Consider the following 19,135-nt stretch of genomic DNA (forward strand, 5'->3'; position numbering starts at 1 on the left):
CTGCGGCGCTCTGTTCCGCCGTGGACGAAGGTCCGGCCCGTACGACGGATTCGCCCGAAAGGGGCCCCCGGCACTCCGACCGGCACCCCCACACGTCTGTTGCCCGGCCCTCTGGATGAGGGCCGGGCAACAAGCGTCTTCCGTATTACTGCACTACTTCACTGCCTCGTTTACTCCGTCACGGGCTCGTGGTCGTGGTCCTCGTGCAGACCGCCGCCGCTGCCCGCGTCACCCTCGGTGGGGATGAAGTCGACCGGCTTCGTGAGCGGGCGCAGGTCGTGGGCGTAGTTGCCGACCGCGTTGGCGATGACGTCGATGTTGGCGTCGAAGGCCTTCATGCTGATGTTCTTCAGGTCGTCGCACTCGGCGTGGTAGCAGGGGTCGTACGCGACACCCGCCTCGCCGCCGAACTTCGCGACCTGCGCCTCGGTCTTGACGCCCTCAGCGCCGGTGAACGTGCCGCCCGCGGGGATACCGGCCTCGATGAACGGCCCGTAGTCGGAACGCCCGGTGAAGTCCGTGCCCTCGTGCGCGTAGCCCTTCTTGTCCATGAAGTCGGTGATCCCGCGCTCCAGCTGGGCCGAGCCCTCCGGGCCTGGGCCCGCGCCGACGCCGTCGGAGTCGTCACCGTCGTACACGAACAGGCCGTAGTTCGGCGACGCGATCATGTCGAAATTCAGGTACGCCTTGATCTGCCCGAGCTGCTCTTCGGTGCGGTTGCCGACGTAGTGCTCGGCGCCCAGCAGGCCCAGCTCCTCGGCGCCCCACCAGGCGAAGCGGACCTTGTTGCGCGGCTGCTTCTTGTGGTGGTAGCCGTTCTTCTTGGCCTGCTTGGTCTCGTGCGCCAAGTTGAGCGCGACGTCCAGCAGACCGGCCGAGCCGGAGCCGTTGTCGTTGATGCCGGGGCCCGCGGTGACCGAGTCCAGGTGCGAGCCGAGCATCACGGTGTTGTCGGCGTTGCCGCCGGGCGTCTCCGCGATGACGTTCTTCGTCCGCCGCTCCTCCTGGAGCTGGCGGATCTCCACGTTGACCGTCGCCCCGCCCGCCTCGACGTCGGCGGCCAGCGCCTCGCCCTCGGCCAGCGTGATGCCACCGGTCGGGATCTTCCCGGCGTCGGGGCCGCCGAGGGTGCCGTTCAGCGTGCCCTCGCCGTTGTTGTAGATGACGGCGGCGACGGCGCCCGCGTCGGCGGCCGTCTCCTGCTTCTGGGCGAAGGTGCAGCCGCCGCGCTTGATGAGCGCGACCTTGCCGGTGTAGGTGCCACCCGCGTAGTCGTCGGCCTCACAGCCGGTCGTACCGTCCTCGTCGACCGGTACGGCCGCGACCTCGGCCTCGATCCCGCCCTCTGGCGTGGACTTGGTGTACGACATCGCGAGGATCTCGACGTCGCGCTGCTCCGGCGACACGACGGACATCGACTCGGCGAGCGTCTCGATGTAGGTGAAGTCGAAGGTGTCGTAGGACACCTTGTATCCAGCCTTCTTGAGCAGCTTGTAGACGTACTCGGCGGATGCGTCGTATCCGGGCGAACCGGCCGCGCGGTTGCCGCCGTTGGCGTCGGCTATCTGCTGGAACTTCTCCAGGTGCCGGTACGCGTCGTGGGCCGACGACTTCTTGACGAGCTTGTGCGCCAGCTTCCTGGCGTCCTTGGCGGCGCGATCGTGGTGGGTGGTGGCCTGGCTGTTGCCGCGATCGGCGGCGGAGACCGGGCCGGACGCGGCCAGCAGCAGCGGGGTGGCTAGCGCGGCGGCGGCCAGCGCCGCCACGGTTCTGCGCGAACGGGGTGATGCGCTCACAGAAGTCCTTCCCCAGAGGTTCATTCGGACGAGGTGGGAGGGACGGTAAGCGATGCCTGGGCCTCTCGAGAAGAGGTAGCCGCAACTCGTGTTCGATTTCGCCAGATTGGCGCATCATGTTCCTGCCATGTGGGTCTCCGGAGCGAGATCGTCCGGTTCGGGCGGCCCGGCAGGTCAGGCTGTCGAGGTATCGAGCTGACAGGTGTCGAGGTGTCGAGTTGTCAGGTGTCGAGGTGGCAGATGTCGGCGAGCGTCGCGTAGACCTCCGTACGCTCGGGCGGCTGGGTGGCCGCCAGGCCGTGCAGGATCATCCCGGAGAGCGCGGCTGACACGGCGCGTGCCCTGACCGGCGGGAGGAGTCGCTCCAGGGGCGCGCGGCCGAGAGTGACGGAGCGGTCGGCGATCGGCCGCAGGGCGGGCCGCCGCAGAGCCGCGAGAAAGAGCTCGAACTCGACTACGAAGGTGTCGCGTTGGCCGCCGCAGGCGACGACCACAGAATCGGTGAGGCGGTCGACGAGTTCCGCCACCGAGGTGGCGGGTCGCTCGGCCTCGAAGGCTTCCAGATAGGCGGCGAACTGGTCCACCGAGCGCTCGAAGGCCAGCTGGATCAGGTCGTCACGGGTGGCGAAGTGGTACGTGGTCGAGGCGACCGGCAGCTGACCTTCCTCCGCGACGGCCCGGTGCGTCAACCCCTCCACGCCCCGCTTGGCGATGACCCGCTCGGCGGCCTCGATGACCTCGCGCTTGCGGGCCTCGGGGTCGCGGCGGCGGCGCGGGCGCGGGGACGGAGTGTCGGATGTATCCATTTTCTACGCTTCCTGCATTGCGGCAAATCGGACATTGATGCTACGGTACAGAACAACAGTACCGTTACTTCGGTACGACACCCCCCACAGGAGTCCGCCATGAAGATCGCCCTGCTCGGCACCGGAGCCGGAGCCCGCGCTCACGTCGCGAAGCTGCTCGCCCTCGGCCACCAGGTCACCGTCGGCACCCGCGACCCCGAAGTCACCCTCGCCCGCACCGAACCGGACATGATGGGCACCCCGCCGTTCTCGACGTTCCTCGCCAAACACCCCGAACTGACCCTCGCCACCTTCGCGGACGCGGCCGCCGCCGGTGAACTGGTCATCAACGGCATCGACGGCATCAACGCCGTACGCGCGCTGTCCGCGATCCCCGCCGAGGCCCTGGCGGGCAAGGTCCTCATGGACTACGCCGTGCCGTACATCTACCAGCAGCCCGACGAGGTCGAGCACCCTTGGCCCACCCCCTGGGGCGTCATGCCGCGCATGAGCCCCGTCGACACCGACAGCCTCGCCGAGCAGATCCAGCGCGCTGTGCCGGACGCCAAGGTCGTCAAGGCGTGCGTCACGCAGGAGCAGGAGACCGTCGTCAACCCGAACGAGATCGGCGGCGGCGACCACACCATCTTCATCGCCGGTAACCACGCCGACGCCAAGCAGACCGTCGCCGACCTGCTCAACGCCTACGGCTGGCGCGACATCCTGGACCTCGGCGAACTGCCCGCCGCACGAGGCCTGGAGATGTACGCCCACTTCCACGCGGCGGTACACACGGCACTCGGCGGCGAGCGCTTCGGCGTCAAGATCGTGCGTAAGTGACGAACTCCTCCCAGGCAAGCGGGGTGAGGGCGAGCTGGGGGCCCTGCTTGTTCTTGGAGTCGCGGACGTGGATGGTGGTGGGGCAGGTGGCGACCTCTACGCAGTCCCCGTCGCCCCCGCTGCTGTAGCTGGACTTGCGCCAGGAGAGGGCGACTTCCACGCAGTCGCCGTCGCCGCTGCTGCTGTAGCTGCTCTTGAACCAGGCCAGTTCGGTGGTGGTGCCGCTCATAGCGCTCCTCGCATCCGCTGCAACAGGCTCACGGAGTCTTCGAGAGTGAGAGCCTGTGAGCGCATGGTGGCATACCGCATCTGGAGCACGCTGATTTCTTTCGGATCGGAGATCAACAGGCCGCTCCGCTGCCCCTCACAGTAGGCGTGCCACTTGTGCTCCGGGGTCTCCAGGAGCTGCATGGGGCCGTCCAGTCCGGCATGGTTCTCCCGCACCTGCGGCATCACCTGAATCCTCACGTTCCGGATGGTGGCGACGTCGAGGACGTGGTCGATCAGCTCCCGAGTCACCTCCACGCCACCCGTCCGCCGCAGGAACAGGTGCTCCTCGAGGATGAAGCTGTAGTCGGTGTTCTGCCGCTCTCGCAACAGCCGTTGCCGCTCCACCCTCGCCGCCAACTGCGCCTCGATCTGCTCGTCCCCGAGCGGCGGCAACTGGTTGGCGAACAGCGTCCGCGCGTAGGCCTGCGTCTGCAACAGGCCCGGGATCAGGCGGCATTCGTATGTGTAGAGGGCGAGCGCCCGCTGCTCCAGCTTCGCCCACAGCCGGAACCAGGCTGCCAGCCCCGGCTGCCGCGCCAGGTGTTTCGCCGCGTTGCGCAGCGCCCCCGTGTTCCCTGTGGCTTGTTCCGTCTCCTCCACGAACACCTCGTCCGGCATCCTCCGCCCCAGCTCGATCGAGGCGACGGTGTGCTTGGAGAACCCCACCAGGGCCCCCAACTCGGCGCGGCTCAGGCCCATGTGTTCGCGCAGGGCCTGTACCACCGCGCCGAAGGTCTTCATGCTGTCCGAGGAGTCAGGTTCCTCGTGGTCCCATCCCATACGCGGCCACCTCCAGGTGAGTTCGATCTCCCCGCGCTCAACTCACCCAGGGTTACGGCACCGCACCCGTACTGTCTACGGTCTGTGCGCGTACGGTGGCTCACCGTACGCGGTCCGTGGCTGGCGAGCCGCCCCACGGGACCGCGACCGTTGGCCCCATGCGCACCGAAAACCCCGCCGACGCCGCCCACACCACCGAACTCGTCTTCCGTCAGCGGCTCGCCGCGACCCGTCGCGGCGCCCGCCTCGCCCGGGTGCTCACGCTTGACCAGCTCAACCGCTGGGGCATCCCGTACGACAGTGAACTGTCCGACACGACCGCAGCCCTGGTCGCCGAACTCGCGTCGAACGCCGTGCTCCACGCGCGCGTTGCGGGCCGCGGCTTCGAGCTGAACCTGACGCTGAGTGACGACGCCATGGTGCGCATCGAGGTCACCGACACCCGAGGCGACCGTCCGCTGCGGACGCCCGACGACGAGGGGCCGACGCCGACGCTGACCCCGGAGGCCGAGTCAGGGCGCGGCCTGATCGTCGTCGCCGCGCTCGCGGACCGCTGGGGCGTCACGGACGGCCCGCCGCCGCGCAAGACGGTGTGGGCCGAGACGCACGCGCCCCAGTGACTACTTGGGCGTGGCCTTCGCCGCTTTCGCCGCCGCCTTCATCTCCTGCTTGTACGCGCGCACCTTGGCCAGCGTCTGCGGGCCGGTGATATCCGCCGCCGAGCGGTACGCGCCCTGCTCGCCGTACGCCCCGGCCGCCTCCCGCCAGCCCTTTGGCTGGACGCCGTACTGCTTCCCGAGGAGGGCGAGGAAGATCTTGGCCTTCTGGTCGCCATAGCCGGGCAGCGCCTTCAGGCGGGCCAGCAGCTCCTTGCCGGACTCGACGTCCCGCCAGAGCGCCTCCGGGTCGCCCTCGTACTCGTCGACCAGGTACTGGCAGAGCTGCTGGACGCGCTTGGCCATGGAGCCGGGGTAGCGGTGGACGGCCGGTTTGGTGGAGAGGAGCTCCGCGAAGGCCTCGGGGTCGTACGCCGCGATCTCCTCCGCGTCGAGATCATCCGTGCCGAGCCGCTGGGCGATGGTGTACGGGCCCGAGAACGCCCACTCCATCGGAACCTGCTGGTCAAGCAGCATCCCGACCAGCGCGGCCAGCGGGCTGCGGCCGAGCAGCTCGTCGGCTTCGGGCTGCTGGGCGAGGTGGATGGTGTGTTTGGGGCTGGATGTGCTCATGCTTCGATGATCGCGCCAGGTGCACCGGGTCGCACGCGTAGCCGCGCGTAGGGGAACCTTCCAACCCTCCGGTTCGGGGATATCCCTCGGCCTGGCGAGGTGGGTGGCGGTGGGTGGGCGGGATACTGGCACGGCCTCTGGCCCGAGGAGCCGCCCGCATGGTGTTGAACGTCCGCAACCTCCGCCGCTTCCGCAACCTCCGCCGCTTCCGCGACTTCCGCCGCGACCTGCGTAGGTCCCGGCTGGTCGCATGGCTCCGTACGGCCAATCCGTACGCCGTCGACATCCCGCTCGCCGCTCTGGCGCTGGTCGCCATGTCGCTCCAGTTCGTCCTCCCGCAGAGTCAGGAGGAGCGAGACTGGCTCGGCGCGCTGCTGGGCTTCGGGACGGTGTTGCCGCTGGTGTGGCGGCGGCGGGCGCCGTTCGCCGCCGCCTGCGCGGTGTCGTTCTTCACCACCGCTATGGGGATGCACAACAGCCCTGGCCCTGACGTCATTTACGGGGGCATGGTGATCCTGTACACGCTGGCGGCGCAGGCCCGACCGTGGCAGCGGCGGTGCATGGTGATCGGCTGGCTCGTCGGGACCAACTGGACCATGGTGGCCAAGGCGGAGGACCAGCCGTTCGAGTACGGCTTCCATGTGCTGATCATCCTCTTCGCGTACGGGCTCGGAATCCTCAGCCGGGTGCAGCGGGCCTACACCGCCGCCTTGGAGGACCGCGCCCGGCGTCTCGAACGGGAGCGGGAGAGCGAGACCGCGCGGGCCGTCGCCGAGGAGCGGGCCAGGATCGCCCGGGAGATGCACGACATCCTGGCGCACGGGGTGAGCCTGATGGTGGTCCAGGCGGAAGCCGGTCCCGTGGTCGTACGCAGCGATCCGGCGCGCGCCGAGGCCGCGTTCGACGCGATCGCCGGGGCCGGGCGGGACGCCATGGTGCAACTGCGGCGCATCCTGGGGGTGCTGCGCGAGACGGAGGTGGGGGCGGATTCGGGGGCGGGGGCGGGGGTGCCGGGTCAGCGGGTGCCGCAGCCCACCCTGGACGCCGTGCCGGAGCTGGTGCGGCAGGTCGAACGGGCCGGGCTGCGGGTGGAGGTGGACTCGTCCGGGACGCCTCGCGCGCTGCGCCCGGACACCGAGGTCTCGGCGTACCGCGTGATCCAGGAGGCACTCACGAACGTGGTGAAGCACGCGGACGGCGCGTCACGGGTACGGATCGGGCTTGGGTGGGGCGAAGGTGAGTTGACCGTTACCGTCGAGGACGACGGGCGGGCGGCCGAGGCGGGGCGCGGCTCGGCGCGGCCCGGGCACGGGCTGATCGGCATCCGGGAGCGGGCCACGGCCGGGGGCGGTACCGCGGCGGCCGGGCCCGGTCCAGATGGGGGGTTCCGCGTCGTCGTACGGCTTCCCACGGCATCCTTGGACCATGAGCATCCGGGTAGTGGTCGCCGATGACCAGGAGTTGGTACGCAGCGGGTTCTCCATGATCCTCGAAGCGCAGCCGGACATCGAGGTGGTCGCGGAGGCGGGTGACGGCGCGGAGGCAGTGGCCGCCGTACACCGGCACGCGCCGGACGTCCTGCTCCTGGACATCCGGATGCCGGGCATGGACGGCATCGAAGCGGCCCGCCTGGTGTGCGCGCGGTCGAGCTGCCGGGTCGTCATGCTCACCACCTTCGACCTGGACGAATACGTCTATGACGCGCTGTACGCCGGGGCCAGCGGATTCCTCCTCAAGGACGTCCGCAGGGACGACCTGGTGCACGCGGTACGCGTCGTCGCGGCCGGGGACTCGCTACTCGCGCCTTCGGTGACCCGGCGCCTGGTCGCCGACATCGTCTGCCGTCGCCGCAGCGGCAGCAGCACGCAGGCGGGTGCCGGGGTACCCGCGGCGGCCACCCGCCTCGCCGTCCTCACCGCCCGCGAGGAAGAGACGCTGCGGCTGCTCGCCCGCGGGCTCACCAACGCCGAGATCGCGGCATCCTTCACGGTGAGCGAGCACACCGTGAAGACCCATGTCAGCAACGTGCTCAGCAAGTTGGGGCTCCGGGACCGGATTCAGGCGGTGATCTGCGCGTATGAGGTGGGGTTGGTGACGCCGGGCGAGTCCTGACCTCGGGCGGTGGGCTGTCTCCCTCGTACGGGGGAGAGCTGGGCCGCGCGGGGGAGGTCCGTAGACCGCGCGGACCGGCGATGTCCCGGGCGCTTGGCGCCGCGAGGCTGAGTGGCGACAATCCACCAGCCCTGGGAGGGACTTGTGCTAGCCGCACTCGCCCGGACGGCGACCCGCCGCCCACTCACCGTGATCTCCGCCTGGCTCTTGCTGATCGCCCTCGGATTCGGCGTCGGTACGGGCGTGTTCGGCCGCCTCTCGGACTCGGTCGCCGAAGTCAGCTCCACCGAGTCCGACCGCGCCGCCGAGCGACTGGCCGAACTCGACCCCACCGGAGAGTCCATCTCCGCCGTCGTCGAGGGCCCCGTGGCCCGCGCCGACGTCGAACGCGCCGTGGCCGACGTACGCGGCATCCCCGGAGTCGCCGAAGTCCCGGACCCCTATACGACGCCAGGCCTCGCCGCCGAGAACGGCCGGGCCCTGCTGATCCCCGTCACCCTCGACAACGGCCTGAGCGACGACGCCACGTCCGACGCCGTCAACGCGGCCGCCGACCGCATCCGTACGATCGACGCCGACCAGGTCGCCGTCAGCGGCGGGCCCCTGCTCGGTGAGCAGATGGGCGAGCGGGCCCAGAAGGACGTCGTACAGGCCGAGTTGATCTCGATGCCGGTGGTGCTGCTCCTGCTGCTCGTCATCTTCGGCGGGTTGCGGGCCGCTGGGATGCCGCTGGTGATCGCGGTCACCGGCGTCGGTGGGGCGTTCGCGGCGCTCTTCGCCTTCAGCCTGGTGACCGACGTCTCGGTCTATGCCATCCAGATCACCACGATGCTGGGCCTTGGCCTCGCCGTCGACTACGCCCTGCTGATGGTGGTCCGCTTCCGTGAGGAGCGCGCCAGTACGGAGGACATCGCCGAGGCCGTGCACCGTACCGTCGCCCGCGCTGGGCGTACCGTGCTCTTCTCTGGTGTCACGGTGGCGGTGAGCCTGGCGGGGCTGTTGGTGTTCCCCAACACCTTCCTGCGCAGCATGGGCCTGGCCGTGGCTGCCGTGGTCGTGGTGGACATGCTCGCGGCGCTGACGTTGCTGCCCGCGCTGCTCGCGCGCTTCGGCGGGAAGATCACCGCGTCCCGTAAGCCTCGTGAGGGTCGTGAGCAGGGGGTGGAGTCCCCGCCCGCCGGGCAGGTCTTCGCCCGGATCGCCCGGTTCTCCGCCGCCCGGCCGATGGTCGTCACGGTGGCCGTCGTCGCGGGTCTCGCCGTACTCGCGCTGCCCGCGCTCGGCATGAAGGTCGCGGTGGGCGACGCGCGTTCGCTGCCCAGCGACACCCAGGCGCGCCAGCTCTACGACGCGATGGGCGAGCACTACCCGACCGGCACCGGCATCGACCCGGTGAACGTACTCATCGCCCAGGACGCCGACCCCGCCCTCGCGGACCGCTTCAGCGCGCTCCCGGGCGTGGCCGCCTCCGCCACCCGTACGCTCCCCGACGGCACCACCGTCCTCAGCCTCACCCCGACCGGCACGGTCGACGGAGCGGCGGCCACCGGGATCGTCGAGAAGGTCCGGGAGATCCGGGCCGACGAACCGGTCGAGGTCACGGGGACCGCCGCCCGGCTCGTCGACTTCCGGACCATGCTGGCCGACAACGCGCCCTGGGCCGCGGCGATCGTGCTGCTCGGCATCTTCGCCCTGCTCTTCGCCTTCACCGGCTCCGTGCTGATCCCGCTGCGGACGATCCTCACCACGTTGCTCAGCCTTGGCGCGGCGCTGGGCATCGTGACGTGGGTCTTCCAGGACGGGCATCTGGCGGGCTGGCTGGGCGCGGAGGGTCTGGGCGAACTGAGCATCACTGCCCCGCCGTTGATCATCGCGATCGCGTTCGGTCTGGCCATGGACTACGAACTGTTCATCCTGGCCCGGATGCGCGAGTCCTGGCTGGACTCCGGCGACGCGCGCGAGGCCGTGGTGGTGGGGGTGCAGCGGTCGGGCCGTGTCGTCACGTGTGCGGCGTTGCTGTTGGCGGTGGTCTTCGCCGCGTTCATGACGGGCGGCTTCTCGCCGATCCTTCAGATCGGGCTCGGGCTGACGATGGCGATCCTCATCGACGCGACGGTCGTCCGGATGTTCCTGGTCCCGGCGACGATGACGCTGCTGGGCGACCGGGCGTGGTGGGCGCCGTCTCCGTTGCGGCGGGTCCATGCCCGGTACGGACTCAAGGAGGACCCGGCCGAGCTGGCCCCGGCCGCCGCCGCGACTCGCTGAGCTCCCGGCGCGGGCCGGACCGGGCGGGGTCAGCGCAGCAGTTGGCCGCGGATGGCTCCGTCCGGGAACTCCTCGTTGTGCAGGTTGAAGTAGAAGTTCTGGGACTGGGCCGTGATGTGTTTCAGGCCCGCGGGGTCCAGCTTGGAGACGATGCCGGACAAGGCGAAGAGGTTCTTCGGCACGGGTTCGGTGAAGAGAGGGAAGCGGACCTTGCCGTTGACGCCGATCTTGCCCTCGTGGACGTGGGCGGCGGCGGGGGCGCCGATGTCCAGCCAGGCGAGGGAGTAGTAGACCTTGCCGTGCCGGGGCTCGACGAAGTTGATGCCGAAGCCGTCCAGGTCGCCTGTGAAGGGGCGCCCGTCGTCGCTGAACTCCTGGAAGCCGCTGGCCAGGGCGCGGAGTTTGCCGCCCTTGATGATGTTGAGCGGGTTGACGTGCTTCTTGGCGCGGTGGAGTTGGCCGCGTACGGCGCCGCCGGGGAACTTCTTGGTGTGCAGGTTGACGTAGAAGCTGCTGGGCTGGGCGCGCAGGGCCTTGGCCAGGGCGGCGTCCTCCACGGCGGTGTGGCCCGCGGCGGCGCGTGCCGTCTTGGGCATGGCGGTGGTGAAGAGGGGGACCTTGACCTCGCCGTTCTGGCCCTTGGCTCCGAGGTGGATGTGGCCAGCGGAGGGGGCGTCGATGCCCTTCCAGTGGAGCGAGAAGACGACGCGGTTGCCCTTGATCTTGACCTGGGCGATGGCCTTGCCGCCGTGCGCGCCGACGGCGGCGCCGTCATCGCCGGGAACCTCCTGGTCGCCGGTGAGGACGGCGACGAGCGAGGTCGCGGCCGAGGTCGGTTTGGTGGTGCTGGTGAGGGTGCTGGCACTGGTGTTGTGGCTGGTGTTGTGGCTGGTGCTGTGGCTTGGACCGGCGGCCAGAGCGGGGGTGGCCCCCGCGGTCCCCAGCAGCCCCAGGGAGGCTGCCACGGCCGAGAGGCCCAGAGAGTGCCTTCGCATGTGTGTCCGTCCTTTCGTGAGTCATGGGTGGGGATGCGCGACCGCTCCGGGCGGTCGGTACCGACATCCACATCCACATCCACGGAATCGGCGGACCGAATGACTCAGCGCGGCACGGACTTTCGTTCCTTCCCTCAAATCTCGCCAACGCTGAGTCAGAGAGCGTGAGTTGTACGTATCCCCCCGCGACAGGCAGCGATGGAGGACGAGGGGACGAGGGACGAACATCATGCGCGTACGGATCACTCTGCTCGCGGTACCGCTGGTGCTGGTACTGGCCGCCTGCGGCGGGGGCGGCTCGGACACCGCGGCCACCGGCAGCGGGGTGGACGCATCCCCGCCCGTGAGCGCGCCCCCGACCGCGCCGCCCGACTCCCCGCCCGCCACCGAGGCTCACGCGCCCGGGCACGAGTCGGAGCCCGATCCCGAGTCCGACTCTGACGCGACCGAGGAATCCGCCTCCACCGGCGCCAGCGGAGGCCAGGACACGACCCCCGCCACCCCGCCGTCCGCTCCCCCCACCATCGCGGTCAAGGCGGTGAACTCCGACCTCGGCCGCATCCTGACCGACCAGTCCGGCCGCACCCTCTACGGCTTCACCAAGGACAAGGCCGGGTCCAGCAACTGCGACGCCGACTGCATCGCCGTATGGCCCGCACTCGTCAGCCCCTCGAAGATCAGCGCGGGCCAGGGCGTACAGAACACCCTGCTCGACCAGACCGCCCAGGGCACCGGCCTCGTCCAAGCGGTATACGGCGACTGGCCGCTGTACTACTACGTCGGCGACACGGCCCCCGGAGACGTCAACGGACAGGGCCTCGACGAGGAGTGGTTCGCGGTATCCCCCAACGGCAAACTGATCAAGTAACCCGGCTGATCCTGCCGAGCGTTTCGAAGGCGGTGGGGCGTGGCCGGTGCGGCAGGAAGGCGGCGATGCGTTCGGCGCAGGCGCGTGGGGCGTGGCGGCTGGTGTCGACGTCGAGGTCGTGTCGCTCGTGGGAGTGGACGTGGTCGTACTGGAGGGCGGCCAGCCCTGGTTGCCGGTCCCCGCGCTCGATCTCGCGGCGTTCCAGTTCGGGCAGGGGGCAGCGGACGCCGACCAGGACGGTGTCTTCGGGCACGAGCACGTCGAGCAGGTCCAGGAGGCGCCAGCGGCGGCTGAGCGGATAGTCGACGACGAGGTTGTTGCCGCCCGCGGCCATTCCGGCGACCGCGCGGTGGAAGCCCTTGCAGGTCCGGTCGATCTCGGCCTGGAGGTCGTCGTCGGGCAGGCCGCGACCGCCGCGTAGGGCATGGAAGGCGTCCACCGGCAGGTGGAACCACGTCCCGTCCAGGATGCCGAGGAGTTCCCGGGCGATGCTGGACTTGCCCGAGCTGGACGTGCCGTTGAGCAGGATCACGGTGCCTGGGGCCGTGGTGTGCGGGATACGGGTGTGATCCGGGTCTGCCGCCATGCCCGTGTCCGTACCTGTGCGCGTACCTATGCCCGCACCTGTGCCCGTGCCTGTCATCGGAGCAGGTCCGTGACGGCCGGGGGCAGGATGTCGCACAGGTCGGTGACGCGTACGTGGTGGGCGTGGGTGGCGGTGAACTCGTGGACCGGGACGTCCAGTGAGCCGAACACGCTCTGGAAGGTGCGCCTCGCGCCAGGTGAACGGTCCAGGGCCCAGGCCGCGGTGGAGGCGCTGGAGCGAAGAAAGCGGGCGGGTTCGGGGCCGACGACGTAGAGGTCGGCTTGTCGGCCGGACTGGTCGGCGGCCAGCATCACCAGGTCCTTGAAGGTCTGGCGCTTACGGGCGGCGTCCGCCCCGCGCCACCGGGAGAGCTTGAACTCCGCTACCCGCTGGTCGGTTTCGAGGTCGTACGGGCGGCTCGGGTCGTTGCCCGCGCCCAATGACGGCCGATTGGTGACCTTTTCGCCCTCGTCGAGGATGAAGGGGAGGGCCAGCATGATTCCCGTGGCGTGGATGAGGTCGTTGAGTCGGCCCAGGTTTTCGCGGGTCGTGAGCGCGGAGACGAGGAGGTCGGCGTCGACGCCTCCGGCGGCGGCGGTGTCGGCCGCGTGCTGAGCGTCAGCGCCCTGAAGTTGGTGTTCCAGGGCGGCGATCGCTGCCGTCAGGGGCTGGCGGTCGAGGAACCGCGCGAGCGTGGCGACCGCCGTCCCCAGGTCGGCGGATATCGGGGTGCTCGGGGTGCTCGGGGCGCCGGGGATGTTCGGTGCGCCGGGGGCGGTGGAAGTGTCGTGGCTGTCCTCGGACTCGTTCACAGGGCCCATTGTGTCCCGTGTGCCGTGTCGGTGGGCTTCTCTCAACTCCCTTCTGTAGCTGAGCCGCATGCAAGGATGTCGCCTATGACCGGATCGCCTTCCTCGTCTGTCGGCGAGGACACACCTCGCAACCACGGTGTGGGCCCCCGAGTGGCCGCCGTGCTGGTGTTCGGCTCATCGGCCGCGGTCCTGGTGGTCGAGATCGTCGCTCTGCGGCTGCTGGCTCCCTATCTCGGCCTGACCCTTGAGACCAGCACGATGGTGATCGGCATCGCCCTGACCGCGATCGCCCTCGGCTCCTGGCTGGGTGGGCGGATGGCCGACCAGGTCGATCCCCGTAGGCTCATCGGCCCCTCGCTCGGGGTGTCGGGCGCGGTCGTGGCGCTCACCCCCGCTGCGCTGCGTACCACCGCGGAGTGGGCGCCGGGGATGCTCTTGCTGGTCGCGTCGTTGACGCTCCTCGTGCCGGGCGCGCTGCTCTCCGCGGTGACGCCGATCGTGACCAAGCTGCGCCTCACCAGCCTCGCCGAGACCGGAACGGTGGTCGGCCGACTGTCCGGCGTCGGCACGGTCGGCGCCATCGTCGGCACCGTCCTCACCGGCTTCGTCCTCGTCGCGCGGTTCCCGGTCAGCGGCATCCTGATCGGCCTCGGAACCCTGCTGGTGGTCGGCTCGGTGCTGGTGGAGTGGCGAACGCGCGGGCGGAGGAGCGGGGGCAGGAGCACCGGGAGGAGCACCCCTGCCCTGGCCGCGTTGATCGTTGTGGGCGGACTTACCGCCATGGTCGCGCCCGGTGGCTGCGACGCGGAGACCAGGTACCACTGCGCGAGGGTCGTCGCCGACCCCGACCGGGGCAGCGGCCGCACACTCGTCCTGGACGGCTTGCGGCACTCCTATGTCGACACCGACGACCCGACCTTCCTGAAGTTCGCGTACGTGCGCGCCATCGCGTCGGTGGTCGACGCCGCCTATCCCGAAGACGAGCCACTCGCCGCCTACCACCTGGGCGGCGGCGGGCTCACCTTTCCCCGTTACCTCTCGGCCACGCGGCCCGGGACGCGCAGCGTGGTATCCGAGATCGACAGCGGGGTCGTACGCGTCAACCGCGAGCAACTCGGTCTGAGACCACAGACGGGCATCGACGTACGCGCCGAGGACGGCAGGCTCGGTCTGCGGCGACTGGACGGCGACAGCCGGGACCTCGTCGTCGGCGACGCCTTCGGGGGTGTGAGTGTGCCGTGGCACCTCACGACGGTGGAAGCGATGACGGACGTACGGCGGGTACTCAAGGAGGACGGCCTGTACGTCGCCAACCTCATCGATCACGGCCCGCTGGCCTTCGCCCGCGCCAAGGTAGCCACCCTCAGCGGGACCTTCGAGCACGTTGCGCTGGTCGGCCAACCCGTCGATGTGGGCCCCGACCCGAACGCCACCCCGGCGGGCGGCAACATGGTGGTGCTCGCCTCCAACCGGCCCGTCGACCTGCGCGCGACCCAGGAAGCGCTGGACGCCCGGGACACCGATTGGAGGATCACCACCGGCGACGACCTCATCTCCTGGATCGGCGACGCCCAACGGCTCACCGACGACTACGCACCCGTCGACCAGCTACTCCAGCCCTACGGCTCACGGACCAGGCAGTGACACACCGACAAGACGCATGGGCCGGGCGCTTCATGCCGCGGGCTCCCACATGAACCCGTCCGGGTCGGTGAAGGTCCCGGTGTCGCCACAGATCGTGAGCCGGTGTGATCCGCTGCCCTCCGGCGGGACTCCGGCGACCTTGGCCAGGCTGCGACGTCCGTACAACGACAGCTTGATGGCACTCGACGAACCGTCGAACTCGACGTACTTGCTGCCGAAGCTCTTCGCGACCTTGAGGCCGTGATCGACGTAGAACCGCTTGGTCGTGGCCATGTCCGAGACGCCCAGCAGGAGGACGATCTCATCGATCTGTCGGCTGTCCGGTTGTCGGCTGTCCGGGCCGGTGTCCTTCTTCGACGAGCTTGCGAGCTGCCAGATCGTCCCGTCCGGGGCCTGTACGACGCCGCCGTAGCCCCACAGCGACTTCTTGGCGGGCTTCAGCTCGGTGGCGCCCGCGGCCAGGGCGGCGTCGAAGAGGCCGTTGACGATCGACGGCTGGGAGACCACGAGCGACACCGTGAACCCGCGGAAGCCGGACGTCGGCGCCTCCGAGGCCCGCAGTCGTACGTGTTTGTCCAGGCCGAAGGCATCCGCGTAGAAGCGCTCGGCGGCCGAGGGGTCGGCCACCTCGAGGGTGATGTGGTCGATGGAGGTCATGGCATTCACGCTAGCCACGGCTTGGTGACCGGCGCTTCTTGAATCCTGATCGGTGTTGGCGCTGGGCGTACCGGTGGCCTACCTCGCTTTGCGGGTGTGGAGCCGTGGGGCGACTCTGGAAGTGATCTGGTCGCCGCTTGGCGGCCAGGCCCGTTCGCCCGTGGAGGCTGGCTCGCATGGCTGTGCTGATGGAGATCGAATTCCCGGGAGTGACAACGCAGCAGTACGACGATGTGGACAGGCGCGTGGGCGCGCGATCAGGTCAGCCTCCTGAGGGGCTGCTGTTCCACACCGCGATGGTCACGGAGACGGGTTTGCGCGTGATCGATCTCTGGGAGTCGACCGACGCGTTCCAGGACTTTTTCGCGCGGCTTCAGCCGGTGGTGAAGGAGCTGGGCTATTCCGAGCCGTCCGCGCCGCCGAAGTTCACGGAAGTGCACTACCACTTCGAGCGGCCGCAGTCCGTCGGTACCTGAGGATTCGCTGGAGTGCCTCGTAACTGACCCGGTCGCCTCACGCCGCCAAATTGGGGGCGTTGATCGCGTAGAGCCAGCGGCCGTCCGGCTGGCGCCGCGCCACCTCGGTGGTCGTGGTCGTGGTCGTCGTCGCCGGTGCGCCGTCCGGTGCCGGGGTGGTGACCGTCGCGACGCTGGAGAGCAGGGCGAGATCACCCGCCGTATGGCTGTCGCGGGGCTGGAAGGTGACCTGTGTGCCGCGGGTGATGTACGAGCGCAGCCGCTCCTTGATGGCCTCGGTGCCCACGGCCTCGTCCTCGGCCACCCCTTCGCCCTCGGCCACCCCCTCGCCCACGGACTCCGGCTGGTCGGCGAACACGGCGCCCGCCTCGAACAGGGAGACCAAACCGTCCAGGTCGCCTGCGTCGAGGTAGCGGGTGAACAGCCCGCCCAACTCCTGAGGCGTCCTGGCGGCCACGGCCACGTCCACGGCCACGACGTCCGTACGGGCCGTGGCGGGCCGGTCGCCCCAGCCGTTCTGGTCGATGATGTCGTACCAGTCCGGCAGGGAACCGGCGGGCAGATGGCGGCGCAGCAGCTGACCGGTGAAGCTCAGCGGCCCGGCCTTGAGCGGGTTGGCCAGGGCCTGCTCCACGATCAGGTCGGTCATCGTATGAGCCAGGTCAGCGCGCGGGAAGGCGGCGTGCACCCGCTCGGCGAAGCCAGCCGGAAGCCGCTCCTTGTCCCGCCCGAAGACGTCCGCGCCGATGCCCGCCTGGGCCAGCGCGACGTCCGGGCCCTTACGAGCGGCGATGCCATCCGAGGTGTGCAGGGCCACGATGTCCCACACTGTCGCGATGCGGGCCTTCGCGACGCCGTGGTCGAGGAGGAAGCGCGCGGCCAGGTCGGCCCCGTCGACCTCGAACCGCTGATCGCCATTGCCCTCGTCGGACAGCCCCAGGTCATGCAGGACGCAGCCCAGGAACACCAGCTCGTCGTCGTAGTCGGTGCCCGGCGTCAGGCCGCGCTCGTCGGCGAGCGCCTTGGCGAACAGGTAACTGCGCACACTGTGCCGGAAGACGAAGTCCGGCTCGCGTTCCTCGGTGAACCGCAGGGCATGCGTGGCCAGTTCGGTATCGGGCCAGCTGAATCCGGCAAAGGCGCCGGACAGGGACGTGCTCGTGTTCACGGCCGTGACTCCTCACAAGGTCGGGACTCCTCGTCGGGGGACGCTCCGCCGAGGCACGCTCCGATCCTGCGGCCATGCCCCTCGCCCGACCAGCGGCCAGAATGCCGACATGCGCTAAGTTCCAGCCATGGCGGTGATAGCAGTCCTCGCGCTCGACGGTGTCGTCCCCTTCGAGCTGGCGGTGCCCGGCCAGGTTTTCGGCACGGCCAACCTGGCCCTCGGCACCCCGCACTACGACGTGCGTATCTGCGCCCCTACGGAGTACGTCACCACCTCCGCGGAGCACGGCGCCTTTCAACTGCGCGCCCCCTGGGACCTGGATACGCTCGCGCGGGCCGACACCATCGTCGTCCCCGGCAGCTCCGGCTTCCTCGACGAGCCACCTCCGGACGTACGGGAGGCGCTGCGCACGGCCGCCGGACGCGGGGCGCGCCTCGCGTCGCTGTGCATCGGTGCCTTCACCCTCGCCGCCACCGGCCTCCTGGACGGCCACCGGGCCACCACGCACTGGCAGTACGCCACCGAACTCGCCCGGCGCCATCCGCGCGTCGAGGTCGACGACAGCGTGCTGTTCATCGACAACGGCCCCCTGATCACCTCGGCCGGGGTCGCCGCCGGACTCGACCTCTGCCTGCATGTGGTCCGTACGGACCTGGGCGCGGCCCACGCCGCGGCCACCGCCCGCCGTATCGTGATGCCCCTGCAACGCGACGGCGGACAGGCCCAGTTCATCGAACACCCGCAGCCCGTCGGCAACGGCAACGGCAGCAGCAGCAACGGCAACGGCAGCACGCTCCAGCCCACGCTGCACTGGATGGAGTCCCAACTCCACCAGCCGCTCACTCTGGAGGACATCGCCCGCCACGCCGCCATGAGCGTCCGCAGCCTCAACCGACACTTCCGCGCGCAGACCGGCACCACCCCACTGCAATGGCTGCTCCGCGCCCGCATCCACCGCGCCCAGCAGCTACTGGAAACCACCGACCTGACCGTCGAACGCATCGCGGACCAGACCGGCTTCGGCGCACCAGCAACGCTCCGCCACCATTTCACCCGCCGAACGGGAGCCTCCCCCCAGGCCTACCGCACCGCGTTCCGCGCCCGCTGACAGCCCGAGAAGTCATAGTGTGCCCGCATGGATGCTGGTATCCGCGCCGCGGTACAGAGATCTCACCTGCGCGCCCTACCGGACGACGTGCTCGACGGCCTGATGGCGCGAGCGGTCAGGACGCGGATCCCCCGGGGCTCCGTGACCCATCGCGAGGGGGAGGACCCCCCGCATCTGGAGCTCGTCGTCTCCGGTGTGGTCCGGGTGTTTGTGACCGCGCAGGACGGGCGGACGATGACCATCAGGTACTGCCGGTCCGGGGCGCTCATAGGCGCCATCTCGCTGTTCGCGACCGGGTTCGCGATGCCCGCGTCGACGCAGGCGCTGGTGGACGCGGAACTGCTCCGCCTGTCCCCGCCGGCGGTCCAGCGTGCGGTGACACGCGATGTGCGCGTCGCTCATGCCCTGCTCGGTGAGCTGGCCGATCGGGCACTGGGCTTTGCCCGTGAGCTCCAGGGCAGCGCGTTCGCCACGGTGCGCGAGCGCGTCGCCCGGCATCTGCTCGACCTCGCGTCGGAGCGCGCGGCGCATCCAGAGGATCTGGCACGGCGGGAATTCGTCGTCTCGGTCAGCCAACGGGAGCTGGCGGAGGCTGTCGGAACGGTCCGCGAGGTCGTGGTGCGGGTCCTGCGCGAGCTGCGCGAGGACGGCGTGGTGCGGACCGGACGCGACCGGATCGTGATCGTCGACCCCCTGCGTCTGGTCCAGGAACAGGGGTGGAACTCACGTCACTGACACGCCCCG

At 69.9% G+C, this 19,135-nt stretch carries 20 protein-coding genes; 10 read left to right on the forward strand and 10 right to left on the reverse strand.

From position 1 onward, the window contains the following. Positions 1–170: 170 nt before the first annotated feature. Both GCN81_RS31515 and GCN81_RS31520 read right to left on the reverse strand, forming a co-directional pair. Positions 171–1,766, reverse strand: coding sequence for a M28 family metallopeptidase (locus GCN81_RS31515; protein WP_156728025.1), 1,596 nt, complete (start codon positions 1,764–1,766; stop codon positions 171–173). Positions 1,767–2,017: 251 nt separating this feature from the next. Next, the gene (locus GCN81_RS31520; RefSeq protein WP_156727937.1) at positions 2,018–2,602 is read right to left on the reverse strand and encodes a TetR/AcrR family transcriptional regulator; all 585 of its coding nucleotides are present in this window, start codon (positions 2,600–2,602) and stop codon (positions 2,018–2,020) included. Positions 2,603–2,701: 99 nt separating this feature from the next. Between GCN81_RS31520 and GCN81_RS31525 the strand changes: the two genes are divergently transcribed. Beyond that, positions 2,702–3,421 (forward strand): NADPH-dependent F420 reductase, encoded by a 720-nt coding sequence (locus GCN81_RS31525; RefSeq protein ID WP_156727938.1) that lies wholly within the window; start codon positions 2,702–2,704, stop codon positions 3,419–3,421. Here the strand turns inward: GCN81_RS31525 and GCN81_RS31530 are convergent. Both GCN81_RS31530 and GCN81_RS31535 read right to left on the reverse strand, forming a co-directional pair. After that, positions 3,402–3,650, reverse strand: a complete 249-nt coding sequence (locus GCN81_RS31530) for a DUF397 domain-containing protein (RefSeq protein WP_156727939.1) — start codon at positions 3,648–3,650, stop codon at positions 3,402–3,404. The genes GCN81_RS31525 and GCN81_RS31530 overlap by 20 nt on opposite strands. Further along, on the reverse strand, positions 3,647–4,471 hold the full coding sequence (locus GCN81_RS31535) for a helix-turn-helix domain-containing protein (RefSeq protein ID WP_156727940.1): 825 nt from the start codon (positions 4,469–4,471) through the stop codon (positions 3,647–3,649). The genes GCN81_RS31530 and GCN81_RS31535 overlap by 4 nt, the downstream gene beginning before the upstream one ends. A 158-nt stretch (positions 4,472–4,629) precedes the next feature. Between GCN81_RS31535 and GCN81_RS31540 the strand changes: the two genes are divergently transcribed. After that, positions 4,630–5,091 carry an ATP-binding protein gene (locus tag GCN81_RS31540; protein WP_156727941.1) on the forward strand — a complete coding sequence of 154 codons (462 nt, stop codon included), beginning with the start codon at positions 4,630–4,632 and terminating at the stop codon, positions 5,089–5,091. Here the strand turns inward: GCN81_RS31540 and GCN81_RS31545 are convergent, their stop codons facing one another. Continuing rightward, positions 5,092–5,700 carry an HhH-GPD-type base excision DNA repair protein gene (locus tag GCN81_RS31545; protein WP_156727942.1) on the reverse strand — a complete coding sequence of 203 codons (609 nt, stop codon included), beginning with the start codon at positions 5,698–5,700 and terminating at the stop codon, positions 5,092–5,094. Positions 5,701–5,858: 158 nt separating this feature from the next. Between GCN81_RS31545 and GCN81_RS31550 the strand changes: the two genes are divergently transcribed. From GCN81_RS31550 to GCN81_RS31560, 3 genes are all read left to right on the forward strand, one after another. Further along, on the forward strand, positions 5,859–7,154 hold the full coding sequence (locus GCN81_RS31550) for a sensor histidine kinase (RefSeq protein ID WP_156727943.1): 1,296 nt from the start codon (positions 5,859–5,861) through the stop codon (positions 7,152–7,154). Beyond that, positions 7,126–7,812: a response regulator gene (locus GCN81_RS31555; protein ID WP_156727944.1), complete on the forward strand. Its 687-nt coding sequence runs from the start codon at positions 7,126–7,128 to the stop codon at positions 7,810–7,812. The genes GCN81_RS31550 and GCN81_RS31555 overlap by 29 nt, the downstream gene beginning before the upstream one ends. Before the next feature lie 144 nt (positions 7,813–7,956). Beyond that, the gene (locus GCN81_RS31560) at positions 7,957–10,077 is read left to right on the forward strand and encodes an MMPL family transporter (RefSeq protein ID WP_156727945.1); all 2,121 of its coding nucleotides are present in this window, start codon (positions 7,957–7,959) and stop codon (positions 10,075–10,077) included. 29 nt (positions 10,078–10,106) lie between these two features. On the opposite strand, the gene GCN81_RS31565 is transcribed toward GCN81_RS31560, so the two are convergent. Continuing rightward, positions 10,107–11,072, reverse strand: a complete 966-nt coding sequence (locus GCN81_RS31565) for a CHRD domain-containing protein (RefSeq protein ID WP_156727946.1) — start codon at positions 11,070–11,072, stop codon at positions 10,107–10,109. A gap of 229 nt (positions 11,073–11,301) precedes the next feature. Between GCN81_RS31565 and GCN81_RS31570 the strand changes: the two genes are divergently transcribed. Next, positions 11,302–11,940: a COG4315 family predicted lipoprotein gene (locus tag GCN81_RS31570; RefSeq protein WP_156727947.1), complete on the forward strand. Its 639-nt coding sequence runs from the start codon at positions 11,302–11,304 to the stop codon at positions 11,938–11,940. On the opposite strand, the gene GCN81_RS31575 is transcribed toward GCN81_RS31570, so the two are convergent. Continuing rightward, complete coding sequence (locus GCN81_RS31575) at positions 11,933–12,526, reverse strand: phosphotransferase-like protein (RefSeq protein ID WP_156727948.1); 594 nt, start codon at positions 12,524–12,526, stop codon at positions 11,933–11,935. The two genes, GCN81_RS31570 and GCN81_RS31575, sit on opposite strands and share 8 nt — an antisense overlap. A 53-nt stretch (positions 12,527–12,579) precedes the next feature. Continuing rightward, complete coding sequence (locus tag GCN81_RS31580) at positions 12,580–13,338, reverse strand: PE-PGRS family protein (RefSeq protein ID WP_231627096.1); 759 nt, start codon at positions 13,336–13,338, stop codon at positions 12,580–12,582. 84 nt (positions 13,339–13,422) lie between these two features. On the opposite strand from GCN81_RS31580, the gene GCN81_RS31585 reads away from it, so the two are divergent. Next, positions 13,423–14,982 (forward strand): fused MFS/spermidine synthase, encoded by a 1,560-nt coding sequence (locus tag GCN81_RS31585; protein ID WP_156727949.1) that lies wholly within the window; start codon positions 13,423–13,425, stop codon positions 14,980–14,982. 30 nt (positions 14,983–15,012) lie between these two features. On the opposite strand, the gene GCN81_RS31590 is transcribed toward GCN81_RS31585, so the two are convergent. Then, positions 15,013–15,639 carry a VOC family protein gene (locus GCN81_RS31590; RefSeq protein WP_156727950.1) on the reverse strand — a complete coding sequence of 209 codons (627 nt, stop codon included), beginning with the start codon at positions 15,637–15,639 and terminating at the stop codon, positions 15,013–15,015. 176 nt (positions 15,640–15,815) lie between these two features. Between GCN81_RS31590 and GCN81_RS31595 the strand changes: the two genes are divergently transcribed. Further along, on the forward strand, positions 15,816–16,115 hold the full coding sequence (locus tag GCN81_RS31595; RefSeq protein ID WP_156727951.1) for a hypothetical protein: 300 nt from the start codon (positions 15,816–15,818) through the stop codon (positions 16,113–16,115). A gap of 37 nt (positions 16,116–16,152) precedes the next feature. Here the strand turns inward: GCN81_RS31595 and GCN81_RS31600 are convergent, their stop codons facing one another. Further along, positions 16,153–17,283, reverse strand: coding sequence for an HD domain-containing protein (locus GCN81_RS31600; RefSeq protein ID WP_197287871.1), 1,131 nt, complete (start codon positions 17,281–17,283; stop codon positions 16,153–16,155). A gap of 127 nt (positions 17,284–17,410) precedes the next feature. Between GCN81_RS31600 and GCN81_RS31605 the strand changes: the two genes are divergently transcribed. Together GCN81_RS31605 and GCN81_RS31610 are read left to right on the forward strand one after the other, a co-directional pair. Next, positions 17,411–18,391 carry a GlxA family transcriptional regulator gene (locus tag GCN81_RS31605; protein ID WP_156727952.1) on the forward strand — a complete coding sequence of 327 codons (981 nt, stop codon included), beginning with the start codon at positions 17,411–17,413 and terminating at the stop codon, positions 18,389–18,391. A gap of 27 nt (positions 18,392–18,418) precedes the next feature. Then, entirely contained in the window at positions 18,419–19,126 is a 708-nt protein-coding gene (locus GCN81_RS31610; RefSeq protein ID WP_156727953.1) for a Crp/Fnr family transcriptional regulator, read from the forward strand. Positions 19,127–19,135: the final 9 nt, after the last annotated feature.

It is taken from the genome of Streptomyces apocyni (genome assembly GCF_009739465.1).
GTDB lineage: Bacteria > Actinomycetota > Actinomycetes > Streptomycetales > Streptomycetaceae > Streptomyces > Streptomyces apocyni.

What these genes read in the sequence shown, in the direction of transcription:
- GCN81_RS31520 (WP_156727937.1), bottom strand. Translation starts at nt 2,602, where the DNA reads ATGGATACATCCGACACTCCGTCCCCGCGCCCGCGCCGCCGCCGCGAC.
- GCN81_RS31525 (WP_156727938.1), top strand. Translation starts at nt 2,702, where the DNA reads ATGAAGATCGCCCTGCTCGGCACCGGAGCCGGAGCCCGCGCTCACGTC.
- GCN81_RS31530 (WP_156727939.1), bottom strand. Translation starts at nt 3,650, where the DNA reads ATGAGCGGCACCACCACCGAACTGGCCTGGTTCAAGAGCAGCTACAGC.
- GCN81_RS31535 (WP_156727940.1), bottom strand. Translation starts at nt 4,471, where the DNA reads ATGGGATGGGACCACGAGGAACCTGACTCCTCGGACAGCATGAAGACC.
- GCN81_RS31540 (WP_156727941.1), top strand. Translation starts at nt 4,630, where the DNA reads ATGCGCACCGAAAACCCCGCCGACGCCGCCCACACCACCGAACTCGTC.
- GCN81_RS31545 (WP_156727942.1), bottom strand. Translation starts at nt 5,700, where the DNA reads ATGAGCACATCCAGCCCCAAACACACCATCCACCTCGCCCAGCAGCCC.
- GCN81_RS31550 (WP_156727943.1), top strand. Translation starts at nt 5,859, where the DNA reads ATGGTGTTGAACGTCCGCAACCTCCGCCGCTTCCGCAACCTCCGCCGC.
- GCN81_RS31555 (WP_156727944.1), top strand. Translation starts at nt 7,126, where the DNA reads ATGAGCATCCGGGTAGTGGTCGCCGATGACCAGGAGTTGGTACGCAGC.
- GCN81_RS31565 (WP_156727946.1), bottom strand. Translation starts at nt 11,072, where the DNA reads ATGCGAAGGCACTCTCTGGGCCTCTCGGCCGTGGCAGCCTCCCTGGGG.
- GCN81_RS31570 (WP_156727947.1), top strand. Translation starts at nt 11,302, where the DNA reads ATGCGCGTACGGATCACTCTGCTCGCGGTACCGCTGGTGCTGGTACTG.
- GCN81_RS31575 (WP_156727948.1), bottom strand. Translation starts at nt 12,526, where the DNA reads ATGGCGGCAGACCCGGATCACACCCGTATCCCGCACACCACGGCCCCA.
- GCN81_RS31585 (WP_156727949.1), top strand. Translation starts at nt 13,423, where the DNA reads ATGACCGGATCGCCTTCCTCGTCTGTCGGCGAGGACACACCTCGCAAC.
- GCN81_RS31590 (WP_156727950.1), bottom strand. Translation starts at nt 15,639, where the DNA reads ATGACCTCCATCGACCACATCACCCTCGAGGTGGCCGACCCCTCGGCC.
- GCN81_RS31595 (WP_156727951.1), top strand. Translation starts at nt 15,816, where the DNA reads ATGGCTGTGCTGATGGAGATCGAATTCCCGGGAGTGACAACGCAGCAG.
- GCN81_RS31605 (WP_156727952.1), top strand. Translation starts at nt 17,411, where the DNA reads ATGGCGGTGATAGCAGTCCTCGCGCTCGACGGTGTCGTCCCCTTCGAG.
- GCN81_RS31610 (WP_156727953.1), top strand. Translation starts at nt 18,419, where the DNA reads ATGGATGCTGGTATCCGCGCCGCGGTACAGAGATCTCACCTGCGCGCC.